18 protein-coding genes are annotated in these 18,688 nt (G+C 49.3%); 7 read left to right on the top strand and 11 right to left on the bottom strand.

From position 1 onward, the window contains the following. Window positions 1-22: 22 nt before the first annotated feature. The 4 genes from secD to DFR42_RS11535 all read left to right on the top strand — a co-directional run bounded on the left by secD (window position 23) and on the right by DFR42_RS11535 (window position 7,641). On the top strand, window positions 23-1,900 hold the full coding sequence (gene secD, locus DFR42_RS11550) for a protein translocase subunit SecD (RefSeq protein ID WP_110255138.1): 1,878 nt from the start codon (window positions 23-25) through the stop codon (window positions 1,898-1,900). 33 nt (window positions 1,901-1,933) lie between these two features. After that, window positions 1,934-2,956, top strand: coding sequence for a protein translocase subunit SecF (gene secF, locus DFR42_RS11545; protein ID WP_110255137.1), 1,023 nt, complete (start codon window positions 1,934-1,936; stop codon window positions 2,954-2,956). A gap of 279 nt (window positions 2,957-3,235) precedes the next feature. Next, entirely contained in the window at window positions 3,236-4,549 is a 1,314-nt protein-coding gene (locus DFR42_RS11540) for an efflux RND transporter periplasmic adaptor subunit (protein WP_110255136.1), read from the top strand. Then, window positions 4,546-7,641, top strand: coding sequence for an efflux RND transporter permease subunit (locus DFR42_RS11535; RefSeq protein ID WP_110255135.1), 3,096 nt, complete (start codon window positions 4,546-4,548; stop codon window positions 7,639-7,641). The genes DFR42_RS11540 and DFR42_RS11535 overlap by 4 nt, the downstream gene beginning before the upstream one ends. 107 nt (window positions 7,642-7,748) lie before the next feature. Here the strand turns inward: DFR42_RS11535 and DFR42_RS11530 are convergent, their stop codons facing one another. The 4 genes from DFR42_RS11530 to DFR42_RS11515 form a co-directional block, all read right to left on the bottom strand. Beyond that, window positions 7,749-8,186 carry a MarR family winged helix-turn-helix transcriptional regulator gene (locus tag DFR42_RS11530; RefSeq protein ID WP_110255527.1) on the bottom strand — a complete coding sequence of 146 codons (438 nt, stop codon included), beginning with the start codon at window positions 8,184-8,186 and terminating at the stop codon, window positions 7,749-7,751. Between the two features lie 93 nt (window positions 8,187-8,279). Next, window positions 8,280-8,846 (bottom strand): YceI family protein, encoded by a 567-nt coding sequence (locus DFR42_RS11525; RefSeq protein WP_110255134.1) that lies wholly within the window; start codon window positions 8,844-8,846, stop codon window positions 8,280-8,282. A 60-nt stretch (window positions 8,847-8,906) separates the two neighbouring features. Then, window positions 8,907-9,458, bottom strand: a complete 552-nt coding sequence (locus tag DFR42_RS11520) for a YceI family protein (protein ID WP_245936955.1) — start codon at window positions 9,456-9,458, stop codon at window positions 8,907-8,909. Window positions 9,459-9,518: 60 nt separating this feature from the next. Continuing rightward, window positions 9,519-10,055 (bottom strand): cytochrome b, encoded by a 537-nt coding sequence (locus DFR42_RS11515; protein ID WP_110255132.1) that lies wholly within the window; start codon window positions 10,053-10,055, stop codon window positions 9,519-9,521. 255 nt (window positions 10,056-10,310) lie between these two features. Between DFR42_RS11515 and DFR42_RS11510 the strand changes: the two genes are divergently transcribed. Further along, on the top strand, window positions 10,311-11,516 hold the full coding sequence (locus tag DFR42_RS11510; protein ID WP_110255131.1) for a sterol desaturase family protein: 1,206 nt from the start codon (window positions 10,311-10,313) through the stop codon (window positions 11,514-11,516). A 234-nt stretch (window positions 11,517-11,750) separates the two neighbouring features. On the opposite strand, the gene purB is transcribed toward DFR42_RS11510, so the two are convergent. Further along, window positions 11,751-13,118 carry an adenylosuccinate lyase gene (gene purB, locus DFR42_RS11505; protein ID WP_110255130.1) on the bottom strand — a complete coding sequence of 456 codons (1,368 nt, stop codon included), beginning with the start codon at window positions 13,116-13,118 and terminating at the stop codon, window positions 11,751-11,753. A gap of 262 nt (window positions 13,119-13,380) precedes the next feature. Between purB and DFR42_RS11500 the strand changes: the two genes are divergently transcribed. Further along, the gene (locus tag DFR42_RS11500) at window positions 13,381-13,989 is read left to right on the top strand and encodes a glutathione S-transferase (protein ID WP_110255129.1); all 609 of its coding nucleotides are present in this window, start codon (window positions 13,381-13,383) and stop codon (window positions 13,987-13,989) included. A gap of 111 nt (window positions 13,990-14,100) precedes the next feature. On the opposite strand, the gene bfr is transcribed toward DFR42_RS11500, so the two are convergent. Then, window positions 14,101-14,577: a bacterioferritin gene (bfr, locus tag DFR42_RS11495; RefSeq protein ID WP_110255128.1), complete on the bottom strand. Its 477-nt coding sequence runs from the start codon at window positions 14,575-14,577 to the stop codon at window positions 14,101-14,103. Window positions 14,578-15,001: 424 nt separating this feature from the next. Here bfr and DFR42_RS11490 point away from each other — a divergent pair, with 424 nt between their 5' ends. Beyond that, entirely contained in the window at window positions 15,002-15,742 is a 741-nt protein-coding gene (locus DFR42_RS11490) for a hypothetical protein (RefSeq protein ID WP_110255127.1), read from the top strand. A gap of 99 nt (window positions 15,743-15,841) precedes the next feature. On the opposite strand, the gene DFR42_RS11485 is transcribed toward DFR42_RS11490, so the two are convergent. From DFR42_RS11485 to asd, 5 genes are all read right to left on the bottom strand, one after another. Then, on the bottom strand, window positions 15,842-16,516 hold the full coding sequence (locus tag DFR42_RS11485) for an energy transducer TonB (protein ID WP_170133494.1): 675 nt from the start codon (window positions 16,514-16,516) through the stop codon (window positions 15,842-15,844). A gap of 8 nt (window positions 16,517-16,524) precedes the next feature. Next, window positions 16,525-16,764 carry a (2Fe-2S)-binding protein gene (locus DFR42_RS11480; protein WP_110255526.1) on the bottom strand — a complete coding sequence of 80 codons (240 nt, stop codon included), beginning with the start codon at window positions 16,762-16,764 and terminating at the stop codon, window positions 16,525-16,527. Between the two features lie 4 nt (window positions 16,765-16,768). Then, a complete protein-coding gene (locus DFR42_RS11475; protein ID WP_245936935.1) occupies window positions 16,769-17,128 on the bottom strand; it encodes a hypothetical protein in 360 nt (119 codons plus the stop codon). Between the two features lie 27 nt (window positions 17,129-17,155). Beyond that, the gene (gene hemP, locus DFR42_RS11470; protein WP_425450879.1) at window positions 17,156-17,359 is read right to left on the bottom strand and encodes a hemin uptake protein HemP; all 204 of its coding nucleotides are present in this window, start codon (window positions 17,357-17,359) and stop codon (window positions 17,156-17,158) included. 313 nt (window positions 17,360-17,672) lie between these two features. Next, window positions 17,673-18,524, bottom strand: a complete 852-nt coding sequence (gene asd, locus DFR42_RS11465) for an archaetidylserine decarboxylase (RefSeq protein ID WP_110255124.1) — start codon at window positions 18,522-18,524, stop codon at window positions 17,673-17,675. Between the last annotated feature and the right edge of the window lie 164 nt (window positions 18,525-18,688).

Below are 18,688 nucleotides of genomic sequence, written 5' to 3'. Positions count from 1 at the left end.
GCTTCCAATTATTTTCCCCATTATGAATCGCTATCCACTCTGGAAGTACATACTGATTCTGATCGCCCTGGTGTTCGGTGCCATTTATACCGTGCCCAATTTCTTTGGCGAATCACCTGCAGTGCAAGTCAGTAGCGGTAAAGCCACCGTCAAAATTGAAGCTGATATGACCAGCCGCGTTGAAAAAGCGCTGGAACAGGCAGGCTTGAAAAGCAAAGACATCTTCTACGAATACAATGGCACACAAGGCACCGTACGTGCCCGTTTTGAAGATGTGGATAGCCAGTTCAAAGCCAAGGCTGCTCTGGAAAAAGCACTGAATGCTGATCCGGCTGATCCTGCTTATACCCTGGCTTTCAATCTTTTACCGAATACACCCAAGTGGTTGCAGAGTTTGCATGCCTTGCCCATGTACCTGGGGCTGGATTTGCGTGGTGGTGTGCATTTCCTCATGCAAGTCGATACCAAGGCAGTCATGAACAAACGCATGCAGGGTCTGTTGTCCAGCGTGCGTGCGAATTTGCGTGAAAAAGAAGTACGTCATGCAGGCCTGAGTCGCGAAGGCGATCAGATCAAAGTCAAATTCCGTGATGCAGGTGAGCGTACCAAGGCCAAGAATGTTTTGTTGTCACAAATGCCTGACGTTGACGTGCTCGATACTGCTGGTAGTGATGGCGCTGATTTTGGTTTGCAAGTCAACTTGAAACCCAAAGCACTGAAAGAAGTAATTTCTGAAGGTATCAAACAAAATATCACTGCCCTGTCCAAGCGTGTCAATGAGCTGGGCGTAGCTGAACCCATCATCCAGCAACAAGGTGCAGACCGTATCGTTGTGCAATTGCCTGGTGTGCAAGACGTTGCCCGTGCCAAGAGCATCATCAACCGTCTGGCTACACTGGAAGTGCGTTTGCTGGACGAAAGTGTCATCGGTGCAGTGGATGTAAATACGGCTGTTCCTTACGGTTCAGAAAAATTCATTTCCAACCGTGGTGAGTATCTGATACTCACAAAAGAGCCTGTCATTACCGGTGATGACATCACCAATGCCACTTCCAGTTTTGACCAGCATCAGCAACCAGCGGTCAGTGTTGACCTGAATGGCGATGGTGGCAAAAAAATGGGTAATGCCACAGCGCCACGTATAGGCAAGCGTATGGCGATCGTCCTGTTTGAAAAAGGCAAGGGCGAAGTCCTGATTGCACCTACCATCAATGATGAATTGCGTAACCGCTTTATCATCACGGGTATGGGTTCCTCTTCCGCTGCTGGTGATCTGGCTTTGCTGTTGCGCGCTGGTTCTTTGGCTGCACCTATGGAAATCATAGAAGAGCGCACGATAGGCCCGCAACTGGGTGTAGAAAACATCAAGCAGGGTCGCAATTCCACCATCTACGGTTTTGCTGCGATTGCTGTTTTCATGATGGCTTACTACCTGATGTTTGGCTTCTTCAGCGTGCTGGCTTTGTCATTCAATGTGTTGTTACTGGTGGCGATCCTGTCGCTGATGCAGGCAACGCTGACCCTGCCTGGTATTGCCGCGATTGCGCTGGCACTGGGTATGGCGATTGATGCCAACGTACTTATCAATGAACGTATACGCGAAGAACTGCGTGCCGGTAAGGCGCCGCAAAAAGCCATAGAAGAAGGTTTTGATCATGCCTGGGCAACAATTCTGGATTCCAATGTGACTACCCTCATCGTTGGTCTGGCCTTGCTGGTATTTGGTTCTGGTGCGATACGTGGCTTCGCCGTGGTTCACTGTCTGGGTATCGTGACATCGATTTTTTCTTCTGTGTTTGTCTCGCGCGGTGTGGTCAATCTCTGGTATGGAAGAAAGAAAAAACTCTCTTCCATCTCTATTGGCCAAATCTGGAAACCAACAGAAAACGCCTTGAAGTAAGCGTCCAGCCAAACAAGAATACAGGGATTCATTATGGAATTATTCCGCATTAAAAAAGACATACCTTTCATGCGCCACGCGCTGATTTTCAATGTCATTTCTGCTCTGACTTTTGTTGCAGCTGTGTTTTTCCTGCTGCACAAAGGCCTGCATCTCTCAGTCGAGTTTACCGGCGGTACAGTCATGGAAGTGACGTACAACAAGGCCGCCAATGTTGATGCGATACGCCATACAGTAGAGCAACTGGGCTTCACCGACTCACCAGTGCAGCCTTTTGGCAAGGCTCAGGACGTCGTCATACGTCTGCCTGAGACCAAGAAAGATGCCAAGATCAGTCCAGCTGATGCCGTGTTCGAAGGCTTGTGTAAAGTTGAGAATGGCAGCTTGACAAAAATTGCTCCCAGTGCAGACAGTGGCACCACAGCTGAAAAGCAGGTTTGCCTGGATGCAGACAAAAAAGAGCTGGTCAAATTGCAGCGTGTTGAACTGGTTGGTGCACAGGTCGGTGACGAGCTGACACACGACGGCCTGATGGCCTTGCTGTTCGTGGTATTGGGCGTGATGCTGTATCTGGCAATACGTTTTGAATGGAAGTTTGCGGTAGCGGCAATTGTCGCTAACTTGCATGACGTCATCATCATCCTGGGTTTCTTTGCGTTCTTTGGATGGGAATTCAACCTGTCGGTATTGGCCGCGGTATTGGCCGTGCTGGGTTACTCGGTGAATGAGTCCGTGGTTATTTTTGACCGTATCCGCGAAAACTTCCGCAAACAGCGCAAGATGTCTGTCACTGAAGTCATCGACAATGCGATTACCAGCACCATCTCACGTACCATCATCACTCACGGCTGTACACAGTTGATGGTCTTGTCAATGCTGTTGATCGGTGGCCCGACTTTACATTATTTTGCAGTTGCTCTGACGATAGGTATTTGCTTTGGTATTTACTCTTCAGTCTTCGTGGCAGCAGCGATTGCCATGTGGCTGGGTGTCAAGCGTGAAGACTTGATCAAGCCAGTCAAGGAGAAGGATGATACAGACGGCGCAGTTGTATAAAAGTGTAGCCAACAATGCTTGAACAGCTTTGTTGAGAGCATTGTTTAAAATTTGCAATTGTGTCTCTTCCATGTAACGGAAGGTATCTAAAATGAAAGCCAGCCTGTGTGCTGGCTTTTTCTTTGTTAGCATTCCAGTCTGAACTTTTTGATGTTGTATTGAGTCTCAGAGGCGATTGCAAAACGGAGCGACAAAGTCGCTCGCAATCTAGCCAGCACATGGTGCTGGTCACATTATGCAAATGTCTGTTGGCGCATTTCTGCACTGGATAAAAATAATATGAGCAAATTCAAAACCCTGATCATCGTTGCGGCACTGGCGGCTGTTTCTGGCGGCGCTTACACTTACTTCAAATCATCTGATAAAGCCGCAGGTGAGGGCGCTGCAAAGGGCGGTAATGCTGCAGGAGCAGCGCAAAACCGTCCCGTCAGTGTTTCCACCATCATTGCCCAAAAGCGTGATTATGATGTCAGGATTTCTGCCAATGGCGTGGTCTCGGCATTGAATACGGTAGATATCCGGCCCCAGGTGACCAGCACTATCGCCAAAGTCCATATCAAGGAAGGCCAGTTCGTTAAAGCAGGTGATGTCTTGTTCTCACTGGATAGCCGCCCGGATGAAGTCAACCTGGCAAAAGCCCAGGCACAACTTGATAAGGATCTGGCAACTCTTGCAGATTATCAACGCCAACTTTCACGCAGCAAAGATTTGGTCAGCAAGAAGTTCGTCGCGCAAAGTGCGGCTGACACCAGCCAGACCCAGGTTGATACGCAACAAGCTGTGATAGCCGCAGACAAGGCCGCAGTCAATGCAGCCCGTGTCGCGCTCAGCTATAACCGTATTGTGGCGCCTTCAGCAGGCCGCACTGGTATTATCAGTGTGTTCCCCGGTTCACTGGTGCAACCTAATGCCACAGCCGTGCCACTGGTCAGCATCACCCAGATGGACCCGGTTGCGATCACCTTCCCGCTGCCACAGCGTAATTTGCCAGACGCGCTGGAAAGCATGAAGCGCAGCGACAGTTATGTCATGGCCAATTTGCCAGACACTACCGTCAAGTTCAAGGGTAAATTGCAGTTTGTCGATAATGCTGTCGATGCTGCATCCGGCACCATCAAGGTCAAGGCGGTGTTTGACAACAAGGAATTAAAACTCTGGCCTGGTGCCTATGCCAACCTGGAACTCAGTGTACAGACCTTGAAAGATGTGGTCGTAGTTCCCCAGGATGCCGTTATCGTAGGCCCACGCGGCAGCTCGGTGTATATCGTCGATGCCGAAGCCAAGGCCATTATGAAACCAGTGGTCGTTACCAATAGTTTTGGTAATGATGCCGTCGTTACCGGCATAGAGGCAGGTGCCAAAGTTGTTTTGGATGGCAAGCAAAACCTGCGTCCTGGTGCCAGCGTCAAGGAACGCAATGGCGACGGCAAAGAGGGTAAGGAAGGCAAGGGCAAGGGTGATAAGTCTGGCAAAGGGAATGGCAAGACAGATGCCTCTGGCAGCTCATCCGCAACTGCCGGTGCTGCGCCGGCAGCATCTGCAGCACCGGCACCAGCAACGAGCTCTGCAGCTTCCGCAGCGAGTGCATCATGAATTTGTCTGAATTATTCATACGCCGTCCAGTGATGACGGTATTGCTGAACCTGTCCATCGTTGTTGCAGGTATTCTGGCTTATCGTTATATCCCTATCGCGGCCTTGCCCAGCTATAACACGCCGGTTATCAGCGTAAATGCCAACTTGCCTGGTGCCAGTCCTGAAACCATGGCAACCTCAGTGGCCTTGCCGCTGGAAAAACAGTTTGCCACCATACCTGGCTTGTCCATCATCAGCTCCAGCAATACCCTGGGTTCCACTTCGCTGACGCTGGAATTTGATCAGAACCGCAATATCGATGCCGCCGCTGTGGATGTGCAGGCTGCCTTGTTGCGGGCGACACGTTCCCTGCCTGTCGATATGACATCGCCGCCATCGTATCGCAAGGTCAACCCTGCAGATGCACCGGTACTCTTCATTGCTTTGACATCGCCATCCCTGAGTTTGTCCGAGCTGACCAGTTATGCCGAGCATTTGATCTCGCCCAGTCTGTCTACGCTGGAAGGCGTGGCGCAGGTAAATATTTTTGGTATCAAGCGTTATGCGGTACGCATACGCGTCATGCCAGATGCCTTGCAGGCACGCAATCTGACGCTGGATGAATTGTCTGCATCCATCCGCACCTCGAATGCCAATACGCCGGTAGGTACACTGGAAGGTGACAAGCAGACATTGACCCTGCTGGCCAACAAGCAAATGCAGAGCGCGGCAGAATTTGCCAATCTGGTGGTCAGCAACAAGGGTGGACAAGTCGTGCGCCTGCGTGAAGTTGCCACAGTTGAAGACAGCTATGAGCAAGTCAAGACAGCCGCCAATTTTAATGGCGAAAGCTCAATTACTCTGGCGATACAAAGACAGACCGATGCCAATACCGTCAAGGTAGTTGATTCCATCAGGGCTGCCTTGCCGGGCTTCAAGGCGCAATTGCCAGCTTCAGTCAAAATGAACCTGGTGAATGACCGCTCTCTCTCGATTCGTGATGCCTTGCATGATGTGAATCTGACGCTGCTGCTGACGATATTCCTGGTGGTTATTGTCATCTTCCTGTTCCTGCGTCGTATGGTGGCAACCATCATCCCGACCTTGTCATTGCCGGTGTCCCTGATTGGTGCCATTGCCCTGCTGTGGGGCTTTGGTTATACGCTGGATAATGTGTCGCTACTGGGTTTGACGCTGGCCGTCGGTCTGGTGGTTGATGATGCCATCGTGATGCTGGAAAACATCATGCGCCACGTAGAAAATGGTGAACCGCCTTTCAAGGCAGCATTGCAGGGTTCGCGAGAAGTGGGTTTCACGATTATCTCGATTTCCACTTCGCTGGTGGCGGTGTTTATTCCCATCTTCTTCATGCCTGGTGTTATCGGTCAGTTGTTCCATGAATTTGCCGTTATCGTCAGCCTGGCGATTCTGGCTTCCGCCTTCGTTTCTCTGACGCTGGTGCCCATGCTGGCCAGCCGTTTTCTGAAGAGCGAACATGAGTTGAAAGAACCGCCAAAAGCAGTGGCTGCCATGTTGCATGTATTTGAAAGCAGCTTTAATGCCTCTCTGCGTTCTTATACTCGCGGCCTGGACCTTGCATTGCGTCATCGCAAGCTGGTGCTGCTGATTGCCCTGGCGACCTTTGCTGCCACCGCTTATCTGTTCAATGTCATCCCCAAAGGTTTTTTCCCCCAGGAAGACATAGGTCAGATCAACGTCTCTACCGAGGCTGCCGAGGAAACTTCTTTCCCTGCCATGGTGATCTTGCAGGACAGGGTCGCCAAAATCATACGTGATGATCCCAACGTGGCGACAGCGACTTCCTTTAACGGCGGTAGCGGTTCACAAAATACTGGCCGCATGTTCGTCAACCTGAAGCCGCGCGGTGAACGCAAGCCCATGAAAGATGTGGTCGATGGTTTGCGCAAGAAGCTCAGCGAAGTGCCGGGTATTTCTGTCTTCCTGCGCCCTACCCAAAACTTGCAACTGGGTGGACGTCCCAGCAAGAGCCAATATCAATACATCCTGCAAAGTGTGGAAGCAGGTTCCCTCAGTGACTGGGCCATCAAGCTGCAGGAAAAACTGCGTACGGATCCAGGTTTCAAGGATGTCACCACCGATTCACAACTGAAGGGCTTGCAGGCCAGTGTCGATATCGACCGTGACCGTGCCAATGCCCTGGGCGTGACCATGGACAGCATACGTTCTGCGCTGTACAGCGCCTTTGGTGAGCGTCAGATATCGACCATGTACACCAATGTCGATAGCTACCAGGTCATCATGGAAGTGGCACCCAGCGCCAAGAAAGATGAAAGCGCCATCAACGGTATTTATGTACGCGGTAACACAGGTACGCTGGTGCCACTCTCCAGTATTGCTACCGTTAAACGCACAGTAGGCCCAACAGCCATCAATCACGTGGGGCAATTACAGGCAGTGACGGTGTCCTTCAATCTGGCACCCGGCACAGCCTTGGGTGAGGCGACTAACCGCATAGAAAAATACCGCGACGAAATCAAATTACCGGCTTCCATCATCACTACTTATGGCGGTGATGCGGCGGTGTTCAAGGATTCGCAGTCAGGCCAGATTATCCTCATCGTTGCAGCTTTGCTGGTGATCTATGTCTTGCTGGGTGTGCTGTATGAAAGCTATATCCACCCTATCACCATCCTGGCAGGTTTGCCTTCTGCTGCCGTGGGAGCCTTGCTGACCTTGCAGATGTTTGGAGAAGACCTGACCCTGATTGCCACCATCGGTATTTTGCTGCTGATTGGTATCGTCAAGAAGAACGCCATCATGATGATAGACTTTGCGCTCGATGCGCAAAGGCATCACAACATGACGCCGCCAGAAGCCATACGCGAAGCCTGCATACAACGCTTCCGCCCTATCATGATGACGACGCTGGCAGCTCTGGTGGGGGCTTTGCCGATTGCCATGGGACTGGGTGCAGGCGCTGAATTACGCCAGCCTCTGGGCCTGGCAGTAGTGGGTGGCTTGATTTTCTCGCAAGCGATTACCCTGTTCATCACGCCTGTGATTTACCTGGCGCTTGACCGTTTCAGCGGTAGTGGGCCTATCGTTGGTGACAAGCTGGAAGTGAAATAGAGACAGTTCTTATTCTGCAAATACAGTCTGCAAATACAGTCTGCAAATAAGCCGCAATCAGTATTCGCGGATTGTTTGCAGGCTGCTTGAGAGAATGCGATGTTCAATCAAGTGCAGTCGTCATCCTGCAAATGTTGCCTGAGTTTGAGCAAGCTGCTTTCCAGGCTCAGGTAGTCATCTTCGGTATATGTCTTGAAGCGCTGTTTGCCAGACTGTACGATCTTGGGAAAAATATCATCAAAAGTAGTTTCGCCCACAGGTGTCAGTTTGACGAATAGCTGACGCCGGTCATCGTTGCCGCGGTCACGCTGTATCAAGCCTTTTTGTTCCAGCCTGTCGAGCACGCCTGTCAATGTGCCCTTGGTGATCAGGGTTTTTTCGCCAAGTTCCTTGCAGGTCATGCCAGGCGTATTGCCCAGGGTGGCGATGATATCGAATTGCGAATGGGTAAAGCCCAGCTTGCGCACATTCCTGGCAGAAGCCTGTTCAAATAATTGCATGCATTCCGACAGTAATCGTATGCTGCGCAGGTAGCGTTCACCCATAAGATAGTTTTTGAGGATTATGGTGTGATACGCAGGGCGCATCACACCAGGGACTGCAACTAATTTAATACTGGTTCAATACTAGTTCATCAATTAATCAGCCTTGATTGCTTCCACCTGGATAGCCAGTTTTACTTCTGGTGCAAAACGTGGTGTGCCATAGTTCAGACCGAAATCTGTACGTTTGAATTCTGCTGTGGCATCCGCGCCGCAAGCTTCTTTCTTGAACATAGGATGTTCGATACATTTGAATTTATTGATGGTCAGTGTGACTGGTTTGGTCACGCCCAGCATAGTCAATTCACCGATAACAGCAACTGGTGTGTCGCCATTAAATTTGATGGATGTACCTTTGTAAGTCGCTGTAGGGAATTGCGCCACATTGAACATGTCTTTTCCTTTTGCATGTTCATTCATTTTTTCATGGCCAAAGTCCAGAGAGCTGGCATCGATAGTGATGTCAACAGTACCGGTTTTCGCAGCGCGGTCCAGCACGATTTTGCCTGAAGTTTTATTGAATTTGCCACGCCATACAGAGATACCCATATGGTCAGCTTCAAAGCTTGGATACGTGTGGTTGGATTCGATGTTGTAGGTCTGGGCAAATGCAGGTGCAGTGCTGATCAACAGGGCAGCGGCGATAAGTTTAGCTAATTTCATGTATGACTCCTGAATGGCGAAAATTTTGTTTGCTTAAAAAGGGCTTGGGGGTACTCGGTATTACGGGTTTGTTACTACGTGAAACTTGATCTGTACTTCATCGGCGACCATGCCGGTATCTTTCCATTCACCTTCACCGATATTGAAAGTGAGACGTTTGATAGGCAGGCTGCCGTCAAAAACCTGGCTATTGCCTTCTTTCTTGATGCTTAATGGGAAGCTGACATCCACAGTCTTGCCCTTGATGCTGAGCTTGCCTGTCACATCCAGTTTGCCTGCCGCGCCAGCTTTCATGGAGGTGGAGACAAAACTGGCTTTAGGGAAGGCGGCAGCGTTAAACCATTCTTTCTTCAAGACTTCCTTGTTGTACTCGGCATCACCCAGGTCAAAGCTGGCAACGTCGATGTCTACCGTTGCCTTGGATGCTTCTGGTTTGGCTGCGTCATAGTCAATGCTGGCACTGAATTTTTTGAACTTGGCCTCAACTGGCACATTCATTTGCTTGAAGACAATATTGACCGCGCTTTTGGCATTGTCTACTTTGACAATGGCGGCAATGGCCGGGCTGGCTATCAGCAGGGCGGCGGCTGCATAGGCAGCGATTTTTTTCATGGAATATGTAGACATGTTTATACCTGTTTGAGAAATTTTGACCAAGAGATTAAGAAAATATTAAATACGTGGACGCATGCGATTCAAAAGCCCGTCTTTATCATAGAAATGATGCTTGAGTGCAGCAGCAATATGCAGTAAGACCAGAACGAACATGACTTTGTTTAAAATTTCATGCAATTCTTTCAAAGAATCCTTGATTTCCGGGTTGGGAGCTATTAATACTGGTAATTCGAACAATCCCAGATAGACTACCGGATAGCCTGCTGCCAGTGTGTAAAAGTAACCGGACAAAGGTACGGCAAACATCAGTACATACAGCAGGATATGAGTGCCGTTGGCAAGATAGGTCTGCGCCTTGCCCATATTGTCAGGATAAGGTGGTGCCTTGCTCATCAGGCGCGAGATGAGACGCACAGCAACAAAAGCAAGTACCGTCACACCCAGCCATTTATGGTAGGAGAAATATTTCAGCTTGGTAGGGCTGATACGCATGTCCACCATGATATTGCCCAGAATAAAGGCAGCGATGATGAGTACAGCAATCAGCCAGTGCAAGGCTATACTGACATTGGAATATCTTTGAGTGGCTGCCATGCTGGCTCCTCTGATGAAAGAGATAATTAGTTCGAATTAGAACTAATATTAGCAAAAAAAAAGAAAGTCTGCTGAGAAGCGCCAGATTTTTAAGCAGAAATTATGTAAGCAGCTGCTACATCATGTTTTTGCATCCCTGTCTTGCAGCTATACTTTAGGCCGCAATCTCCGCGCAATCTGCCCTAACAAGGTTTTTCCCCTGCCATTAAGGCATTCATTTATCATTGGCTTAATGCTAATTTCACCATATTCATAATGAAACCAGAAATTCCAGAAAAATCCTTAGGAAAAATATTAGTCGATCCGGCCAAGACCGTACTTGGCAATGTTGCCGGTGCCGTTAGTGAAACGACAGGTTTGCTCGACCAAAGCGGCCCCTTGAAGCCAGGTACAGGCCTGGCCAGCGGTGTGCTGGCATTGACGCTGGCATTTCTGTGTTTGCTGGGTGTGATCGCTTTCCACTTTCCACAGTATCTGACCACGCCTGAATTGCGCAAAAACTATTCACCCGACGTCATACGCCATATTCTGTTTGCAGCGTTGGTACTGTCTGGTGTGATCAGTTTATTGAATATATTGTTCAATCGCCGTCGCGGCTTGAATGCGGTAGCCGCAGCCCTGGTTATTGCCTCTGTTGCCTATGGCGGATCACATGTGCCCGTTGCGGATTTTCCTGATCACACGCCATATATAGGCCTGGACTGGTTCATCCTCGATTTGCTGGGGTCAACCATCATTTTTGTCGTCATAGAAAAAGTCTTCCCGCTGTATAAGGGGCAGTTGATTTTCCGCCGCGAATGGCAGACTGACATGGTGCATTTTGCCGTCAATCACTTCATCGTCGGCCTGGCCCTGCTGACTGTCAACTTTGCCATCCACCGTTTGTTTGGCTGGATGGCGCATGACAGCGTGCGCGACTTTGTGCAGTCTATCTGGTTCTTCCCGCAATTATTGCTGTGCATACTGACTGCCGATCTGGTGCAGTACTGGACGCATCGCGCCTATCACGAGATTCCATTTCTGTGGCGCTTCCACGCAGTCCATCATTCAGCCAAAACCATGGACTGGCTGGCTGGTTCGCGTCAACATATCCTTGAACTGATTTGCACACGCGTTGGTGTGCTGGGTGCGCTGTATGTGCTGGGCTTTGACAAGACTGTCATGGATGTTTACATCATCGTGGTCGGCTTCCAGGCAGTGTTTAATCATGCCAATGTGCATTTACCCTGGGGACCTGTGAAGTATGTGATCGTCACGCCAGATTTTCATCACTGGCACCATTCATCTGATGATGTGGCCATCGATAAAAATTATGCTGCCCACTATGCCTTCCTCGACCATCTGTTCGGCACAGCGATCAAGGGACAAAAGGGTTTTCCTGAGAAATATGGTGTGCAGGGTGACTATATGCCGGACGGCTTTGTGAAACAGCTGATGTTCCCGTTCCGTTCGCAGAAATAAGTTGTGTGAATCAAGACCATTAACCGCAGAGGCACCGAGATACAGAGGTAGCACAGAGAAAATCGAAGAGAGCCCCAAAAATATCAAGGCTAACTTGCATGGTTTTCTCTTGCCTTTCTCTGTGGCGCAGCAGGGAATGCGTGCGGTACACCGCACGCCTGCGAAACGAAGACTGCTTGCAAGCAGTCTTTCCTTCCTCTGTGCCTCTGTGGTGAGCCTTTTGGTCTTTAAGCCTTAAATCGCTTTTGCCAGTTTCGCTGCAATACCGGTGTAGTTCGCTGGTGTCATTGCCAGAAGCAAATCCTTGGCTTCGCGCGGGATAGCCAGGCCTTCAACAAACTCTTGCAAGGCTGCTTTGGTGATGCCTTTGCCACGTGTCAGTTCTTTCAATTGCTCATAAGCGTTTTCAATTGCATAGCGACGCATCACGGTTTGTACGGGTTCTGCCAATACTTCCCAGGTTGCATCAAGATCTGCCGCCAGGCGTTCTGGATTGGTTTCCAGCTTGTTCAAGCCGCGCAGGCAACTGTCGTAGGCCAGCAGGGTATAACCAAATGCCACGCCGATATTACGCAAGACGGTAGAGTCCGTCAGGTCACGCTGCCAGCGGGACACTGGCAATTTTTCTGAGAGATGACGCAACAGCGAATTGGCCAGACCCAGATTGCCTTCAGAATTTTCAAAGTCGATAGGATTGACTTTATGCGGCATGGTGGACGAGCCGATTTCACCCGCCTTGGTTTTTTGCTTGAAATAACCAACAGAAATATAACCCCAGATGTCGCGGTTCAAGTCCAGCAGGATAGTGTTGGCGCGTGCGAAAGCATCAAACATTTCAGCCATATAGTCATGCGGCTCGATTTGTATCGTGTAGGGGTTGTATGTCAGGCCAAGACGTTGTTCGACAACGTTTTTGGAGAAGGTCTCCCAGTCATGCTGTGGATAGGCAGACAGGTGGGCATTATAGTTGCCTACTGCGCCGTTCATCTTGCCCAGAATTTCTACCTGTTCTATACGCTTGATGGCGCGCTGCAGACGCGCAACGACGTTGGCCATTTCCTTGCCCAGCGTAGTCGGGCTGGCAGTCTGGCCATGGGTGCGGGACAGCATGGGCACTTCAGCATTTGCATGCGCGATTTCTGTCAGCTTGCTTATCAGCTTTTGCAGTGATGGCAGCATCACATCATTGCGCGCTGTCTTCAGCATCATGCCGTGTGAGGTGTTGTTGATATCTTCAGAAGTGCAGGCAAAGTGGATGAATTCGCTGGCGGCAACCAGTTCAGGCACATCCTTGACTTGTTCTTTAAGCCAGTATTCAACGGCTTTGACGTCATGGTTGGTGACTGCTTCGATTTCCTTGATACGCTGTGCATCTGCTTCAGAAAACTCGGCAACGAGCTTGTCGAGCAAAGCATTTGCCGCCGGGGAAAACGCCTTGATTTCATCGAAACCGGCTTGTGACAAAGCTTGCAACCAGGACACTTCAACTTTGACGCGATGATGCATGAAGCCTGCTTCAGACAAAGTGGCGCGCAAAGCGTCGACCTTGCTGGCATAGCGACCGTCAAGTGGGGAGAGAGCAGAAAGTGAGGATAGGGACATGATGGACTATAGAGATATAAAGACAGAAAGCCTTGCGCAAAAAACAACAGAAGTGTAGATTTTGCAAATAGTTTATATTTAGCAAAAATTCACAATTGTTGTGTGAAGACAGTTTTTTTGCACTGAATATGCGATTTTACCATTTGAATGCGTTCAAACTACAGAATCGTGATGATGTTGCTGCTGTACACGCCAGCCCTGACAGCGCAGATTTACAGGCGGGCGATGCTATAATCCGGCCTAAACTTACTACCAGATTCCTATGAAACTTATTGGCTCCACCACTAGTCCTTTTGTCAGAAAAGTCCGCGTTGTCATGGCGGAGAAGAAACTTGACTATGTTTTTTTGCAAGAGAATGTGTGGGCACCAGACACCACGATACAGCAATCAAACCCCCTGGCAAAAGTACCTTGTCTTCTGATGGAAGATGGCGGTGCCATGTTTGATTCACGCGTCATCGTAGAATATATCGATACCCTGACGCCGGTCGGCAAGCTGATCCCGGCCCAGGGCCGTGAGCGGGTTGAAGTCAAATGCTGGGAAGCCCTGGCAGACGGCATCATGGATGCGGCAATACTCGTGCGCCTGGAAAAAACCTTGCGTCCTGCCGAGCAGCAAAGCCAGGAGTGGATAGACAGACAAATGAGCAAAGTACATGCAGGCTTGAAATCCATGTCCAGCGGCCTGGGCGATACCGCATTTTGCACTGGCACGCATCTGACCCTGGCTGATATCAGCGTGGGTTGTGCTTTGGGCTGGCTCAGCTTCCGCTTCCCTGAAATAGACTGGCGCGGCGATTATCCGAATCTGGTTAAACTATTTGATAAATTGTCTGAACGTGCTTCTTTCAAGGACACAGTTCCACAGTAAGCAGCCTGGTGAAGCGTTTTTAAGTAGCTTAAGCCAAACCAAAAATAAGAAAGGGATGCAGCGTAAGCTGCATCCCTTTTTGTTTGATCGCTGAAGATCAGTCTGTGATGATTACTCTTCAGTAGCCATTTGCGATTGCAAATAATTCTGGATACCGACTTTCTCTATCAATTCCAGCTGGGTTTCCAGCCAGTCTATATGTTCTTCAGTGTCTTCCAGAATGACCTGGAATAAATCACGAGAGACATAATCACCAACAGCTTCACAAGTGGCGACGCCTTCCTTGACTGTTTTTTGCGCGGCAACTTCCAGCTTCAGGTCGCAGCCCAGCATTTCTACCGTATCTTCACCTATCATCAGTTTGTGCAGAGCTTGCAAATTAGGCAGGCCGCCCAGCATCAGAATACGGTCTATCAGTTTATCCGCATGCTTCATTTCACCGATGGATTCTTCGTATTCTTTCTTGGCTATTTTTTCAAATCCCCAATGCTTGTACATGCGTGCATGCAAAAAATACTGATTAATCGCACTCAGTTCATTGGTGAGTTGTGCGTTAAGCAGTTTGATGACTTTCGCGTCGCCTTTCATGGCTTTCCTTCCGGTTTCTATTGATACTGTTGGTGATGTGATTGCTGATGCAGTTTTGCATGCAGGCTTTTATCACATCATAGAGCATTCAATGGAAGTTGCAAAATGAAGATGATTAACATCACCGAATTCCATGCTTTAGAGAGACAATATGCTTAAAATTGACGGTGTGATTGAAACGCAATTATTCTCATTTAGTTTTCTGTGGATCGAAAAAGAGGCAAAATATTTTAGTGTGATCAGAACTCATTTCATAAATAGGAATGAGATGTATTTGCTCCATAATGTGGTTTGGCATTTACATCAAATTTGACGATCATGCCCACAAGTTTTCTGCAGGTGCGGAATCTGCCTGAAGATATTGTGTGCTCTTGAATCCGGTGCCCGTATTCTCTACTTGTTGAAAGTTTGAAAGAGCCTGCTTATGCAATCCAAAGTCATTGCTTCATCATCTTTACCCGTTCCCGGTGCGGCACAGGTGAAGCGTAGTCGTATCAAGATTGTCCGCAAGTTTTTTTCTACGGCGCTACTTACTTTTCTTGCCGCTTCTAGTTCGCAAGCTTTTGATTCATTGACGCATGAAAAAAAACCTTCGAATACTTCCTCTCCCGCCACTTCTGTCGTCACCAACAAGTCTATGGAAAATACTCATCCAAACGCCGCGCCTGTCATACCGCAAATGACGGCAGAGGAAGCCAGCAGGCGCATGCTGGATCTGCTTGGCAATATCAAAACTGCCGAGGGTTTTTCTGCTAAAAATCTGGAGGCTGCGATGGGCCTCAAGGTTTACTTGGATGATAAAAATCCCAGGAAATATGGGGTCGGTGCAAAAATTACCGATACCTGGTTCTTTAATATAAGCGTGATCCTGAACAAGGACGACAGCAAGCGTGGTCGCCTGATATTTTCCTTCGATGACCAAACCCACAGTGCCGCCGATATGACCCCGGTCTGCCAGGTCGACTTTGATGCTTATTCAAAAAGGCTGACCGAACTTGGCTTTCAATCAGAACCTTATTATGGTGAACATAATCGACTCGTTTTCTGGAATTTTTCACGCGATAATATTCATTTGCAGATTTCCTTTCAGGGGGAAAGCATGGCAAAGGTGCAGCACAACTGTGTCTCCATGCTGGTTGTTGATGTCGTTCATGGCGGTAGCTGAGCCGCTCTTGCTATCAGTGAGTAAAACGGCGCAAGAATAAAAAAAGCCTGATTGCGCAGTTGCTGCAATCAGGCTTTTCCCTTGGGGAGGGTAATGGTGTTAGCTGCTTAATGAGAAGCTGATAGTCGCGGTCGCGATGACAGTCAGGGCTTTGCCATCTTCCAGATAAGGTTTAAAAAGGGCACGTAAGATTGCCAGTTTGGCTGCTTCATCCAGACGGTTCGAGCCTGAGGATTTTTGTATGTCCACTTTTTCTGCCACGCCTTTTTCATTGACGAGTACCCGCAGGGTTACCTTGCCCTCTTCACCCATGCGCTTGGACATGGACGGGTAGTCGGCCTGTGGTGGGCGCACATATTCAACGGCACTGATCTGTTTTGGTGGTGCAGGTACTACGGGCGTATTGCTTACTTGCTCTGCTTTGGCAACCATAGGGATCTGCTGAGGTTCAGGCGGTGCTGCCTGGGTGGTAATTTGATGCGTATCCGCCGGGATTTCTACTACAGGTTTGATATGCGGCACCACTGGTGTTTGCAGGCTGGTCAGTTTTTTTGTGGGAACAGGTTTGGGTGGTGGTTCTGGCTTGACCTGCGGCGGCTCTACAAAGGTCATCAGTACTTCTTTTGGCAGGATTTGCACTGCATGAGTCAGCAAACCGTGCTGCAACGCATAAAACAGGGCCAGATGTGCCAGCACGATGGCGGCAAATGAGAAAAACCTGGATTTGGGTGCGGTGAATTCTGGGGGGGCTTGATGTAATGTAAGTGTGGACATGATGAACCTCAGGCAGTCACCGCGCTGGGCTGAAAGTGTAGTTGCTGTATGAAATTCTGGAAACCGGAGGCATTCTTGTCTTGCCCGGCCATGCATTCGCGCATGACTTTGCGTGCACAACCCGCGCATTTGCCGCAGCAAGTGCCAACATCGAGTTGCTCGCGCAGTTCGGCCATCGTGCTGACGCCCATGGCAACAGCCTGATGAATTTTCTTTTCCGACACATTATTGCAAACACATACAATCATGAAGCTACTCCATTAATGCAGATTTTTTTCCAGTGAAGGCTAACAGCCAGCCCAGTTTGCGCAGTTTGGTTTTTTGCGCGGATTTCTTTTCTACCAGACCAGCCCACTGCCCGGATAATTGCTGGCAGGTGGCTTTCAGCACAGGTGCCAAATCTGGCAAATTCGCCAGTACATTCAAATGTCTTTCTATGACTGAGGCCAGCTTGGTGCTTGCCTGCTCAGCCTCTTCATGCGTTGCACTATTCGTGCTGTTGACTGTGTAATGCGACATCAGGTGCAAGACCGCAGAAACCAGCAACTCCGGCTGCTTGGATGTGGCAGTCAAACCCGATAATTCTTCGTTCATCAGCGTTTCACCTGGCATGTCCAGTCTCCAAGAATGTTCAGCGTATCAGGCTGTCAATATCAACTTGTTCAATTGCGTGATGCGCAGCCGGTAAATCCGGCCAGCGTGATCAATTTCCAGTTCACGCTTTTGCTGCATCAAATCGCCGCTTTTAATACGGGGAATCTCTTTTGGTGCCTGAGTTGTGGCAGTTGAAATACCTGCGTTAGCCAGATCAGCGTGCTGGTGAATAGCGTCATACATAGTCATATTTAACCTCGCAAATCTAAACGATAACAATTCTTATTTAGATTATTGAATATTCGAACTTGTTTGGCAAGTGTTTTTTATGGATATTCTTCAGTTCAAGGTTTACTACTGCCTTGCTCATTAAAGTGGCAAACTAAATACGCCGGGAAAATGACTTGAAAGCAATGCTTTTGGGAAAAGCTTGTTGCTTTTATATGAGGGAGTGATAGTGAGTGTTGCCGTGGGCGGCGCTTGTCAGGAGATTTCCCGCGATGGGAATTCCTGATCAAGTGCTAGAGTGGGGATGTGCAGCAGAGTGCGGTAAGTGCTTATATTATTTAGCTGGATGGTTCGCCATGGCTTCACCCATGCAGATGGCTTTTTCCGGTGCCCAGGCAGGGTTGAAGTCTACCGTACCCTTGGGGAAGAGCATGACAACCGTGGAACCCAGCAGGAAACGCCCCATTTCCTCACCCTTTTTCAGGATGATTTGCTGATTATCGTAACGCCATTCACGTACCTCGGCACTGCGTGGCGGATTGACTACGCCATGCCAGGTAGTTGCCATGCTGCCTACAATAGTCGCACCCACCAGTGTCAGTACAAAGGGACCTGAGGCAGATTCAAATACGCAAACCACGCGTTCATTGCGTGCGAACAGGCCTGGCACGCCACGGGCAGTAGTGGGATTGACCGAGAATAATGCCCCGGGCACATAGATCATGCGTGTCAGGCGGCCATCGCAAGGCATATGTATGCGGTGATAATCGCGTGGGCTGAGGTAGAGGGTGGCAAAGCTGCCATCTTCGAACAATGATGCGAGCTGGCTGTCACCACCTACCAGAGCTGTCGTACTGTACTGATGCCCCTTGGCCTGGAAAATCTGGTCTTTGGCAATAGGCCCGAACTGGCTGATGGCACCATCGACAGGGCTCAGCAAATCACTATTTGCCAGCGGGCGCGCATCCGGGCGAAGAGGGCGGGTAAAAAATTCATTGAAGCTGGCGTAGCTGCTGATATCAGGATTGAGCGCCTCCTGCATGTTGACATTGTACTGGCCGACAAACCAGTTGATCAGGCGAGTAGTGAGCTTGCCTGCCCTGGCATTGGCTATTTTCCCAGCGAATATGGTCAGTGCCTGTTTAGGCAGTAAGTATTGAGGCAGGACTGCAAGGCGATCAGACACGGTAGGCAACCTTCAAAATGGACAGGACAGGGATTATAACGTCGACAGGGGCAAAGACAGGATTTTCTGCATTGTGCGTCTGCATGTCGCCAGAAAGACTTTCTCACGGGCTAAGATTTTGCAAATGCAGAGGCCGTATGCTATCGTCAGAATATATATTTATT

The sequence above is a fragment of the Undibacterium pigrum genome (assembly GCF_003201815.1).
GTDB classification, from domain to species: domain Bacteria; phylum Pseudomonadota; class Gammaproteobacteria; order Burkholderiales; family Burkholderiaceae_D; genus Undibacterium; species Undibacterium pigrum.
The sequence above is the reverse complement of the archived record's forward strand: the minus strand, read 5'-3'. Positions and strand labels throughout refer to the sequence as shown.